Source organism: Mucilaginibacter sp. (genome assembly GCF_036383575.1).
Taxonomy (GTDB): domain Bacteria; phylum Bacteroidota; class Bacteroidia; order Sphingobacteriales; family Sphingobacteriaceae; genus Mucilaginibacter.
Genome location: NZ_DASVOB010000348.1, coordinates 1 through 2,393, shown reverse-complemented (window position 1 = coordinate 2,393; position 2,393 = coordinate 1). Strand labels below are relative to the sequence as shown.

Sequence of the window (2,393 nt, the reverse complement as noted above, 5' to 3'; positions counted from 1 at the left end):
GCAAATACGAACAACTTTACCAAAGTTTTTTATATACTTAAAAGCAGAATTGTTATTGCATTTTCTTTCGGAACGAAGATAAAATTCAAACTCGCTGATGAATCGATGATCGATTTGTTTAACGCGAATATCATTGATCTTGTATTTCCATCGCATGAAATCCTGGGTGTGCTTCAGAGTAGTCTCATAACGGGTAACCGTAGCCGGAGAAAACTCCTGATTGACCAGGGCAGCTACTTTGCGATTATGTTCTTTGAATACTTCGATGAGCATAACTGGTTTTTCTGTTTTCCCTTGGAAGCGGTCTCTGATTTTTTCAGCAGTTAGCTCCTCGTTGCAATCGTTCAGATAACGTATAGTATCGTTGAGTTTTATTCGTAACTGATCGACTTTGCTGTTGAACTTAGTTGCTGCATCACTTCTGCCTTTGGCTTTTTCTTCACCGGGGTCCCATAATTTTGACTCGATTTTTTCTCCAGTTGCAAGTTCAGCACGTTGCCCATCGCAGGTAATCCTTACATAAACCGGGACTTTTTCTTCTTTCGAATTTGCTCTCTTTTTTAAGTAAAAGAGAATAGCCACATTTTTCATCATAAAAGCTGTTAAAAAGTTATACAAAATTACTTTCACAGCATAATTTATACAAGATGTTCACTCGCTGAACTACTTGTAAGACAAATTGTTACGCCAAGTCTGGTGAGCGCGATTTTGAAAATCGGGTGCTCACCGGAATGCTCACCAAATAGGTGTTCAACGGTGAGCAAATGACACCAAACCCAAACAAAAAACCCCTCATACGTAGCGTATGAGGGGTTTTGGTGCTTTTTGATACTGTCTTAGTGGAGCCGGAGGGATTCGAACCCTCGTCCAAACATGGTATAAGGTAAGCTTTCTACATGCTTAGCTTCTGTTTAATTGTAGGGAAGGGGAAGGTCAGTCGCTTACCTGTACCGTCTTCCTTAGGTGCTTTATCTCGTTCGCTATGCACACCTTAAGCAAACCAGTTTCATCTTTCGATGCCCCGATTGCCGATCCGATGAAACGGAAAACCGGCGGGACAAAAGCTATGCTAATTCTAAATTAGGCAGCTAAGGCGTAGTTATTTTCGCCATTTGTAAGTTTGAGCGTTCAGATTAAAGCGCTAATTCACCCAACGCGCTGCATGCTTACCTACTTATCTCCATCCTGTCAATTCCGGTCGACCCCATTTTTTGAGTTCGCAATTGCCGGTGGGCAGTTTGCAGTTAAGGGCACAAATATACGGAAATAGTTTGCAGTTGCAGCGAATAGTTCATGGATTTTTAATCGTCACTATACCAAAATTCTACCCGGCAAGATATTTTAGCAACGGCAGTTTACTCATCACATATATCAGGAGGCTGGAGAATAAAAAAGTCAAGAATGCTACTAACGGGATACTAAAAATCGGGTTAAAAATATTGTATGTAATATCATTAAGTTCAAGCACATTTAATATTAGAGCATGGCTAAGGTATAGGCCCAACGTATACTTACCTATATTGCTGACGATGTTATTTACAATCGGGTTTAATTTAACTTTAATAAACCGTGCCATTAAAAATGCACTTGCCGAAAGTATAAGTATAAAAGGACTAATTGGTTCGTAGAAAAAGGTGCTTAAGTTTCGGTTTTTTAACAGCAACAAGTATGTGCCCGAGGTTATAAGCAAAGTGCATAATATAAATACCAATGTTGCAATTGAAGCTATGTTTTTAAATTTAAAGGGCTTGTAAGCAAGGTAATAACCAAGCACAAGGTAACCAATATAGCCTGTAAAATTATGCAGGTCTATACCAGGATCAAATATGGTTAAATATGGCTTTCCCCAAATCATTGTCAAAAACCAGATGCCTAAAAAATACAGTAGCTCTTTTTCTGTTGCGTTACGTACAAACTTGCTTATTACTGGCATAAACAGGTAAAGCCCCATTAAAAGATAAACGTACCATAAATGATAGTAACTACCGGTTTGAAGTTGTTGTAATACAAGTTTTATATTGGGCCATATATTGTCTGATAATTCAATCTCTTCGTTGTAAAGTTTGTAACCGATATAAATCAAACTCCAAAAAATAAAAGGGGGAATAAGCCTGCCAAAGCGCCTTTTTAAAAAATCACCAAGTTCATACTCTCGTTGCAATAGTAAAGCTCCGGTTATCATAACAAAAACCGGTACACAAAAACGCACTAAAGCATTGTACACATCGGCAGCGAGCCAATCGTTAATGGATGCATCTTTAACGCGGAATAACAAGGGAGACGCAGTGTGCAGCACAACAACAGCAAACATAGCTATCAACCTTAAATTGTTTATCCAGTTAATATTTTGATGTTTGCCAGGGCTAATTGTTTGGCTAAATTTCATTGAATAA

The 2,393-nt window shown here is 38.5% G+C and carries 2 protein-coding genes and 1 other RNA gene; all 3 read right to left on the bottom strand.

The genetic code is table 11. The annotated features are described in order from the left end of the window. On the bottom strand, positions 1–630 hold a 630-nt coding region (locus VF500_RS11935), incomplete at its 3' end, for a phage integrase SAM-like domain and Arm DNA-binding domain-containing protein (RefSeq protein WP_330859881.1). Between the two features lie 207 nt (positions 631–837). Continuing rightward, positions 838–1,206: a transfer-messenger RNA gene (gene ssrA, locus VF500_RS11930) on the bottom strand. 118 nt (positions 1,207–1,324) lie between these two features. Further along, on the bottom strand, positions 1,325–2,393 hold a 1,069-nt coding region (locus VF500_RS11925; protein WP_330859880.1), incomplete at its 5' end, for an acyltransferase.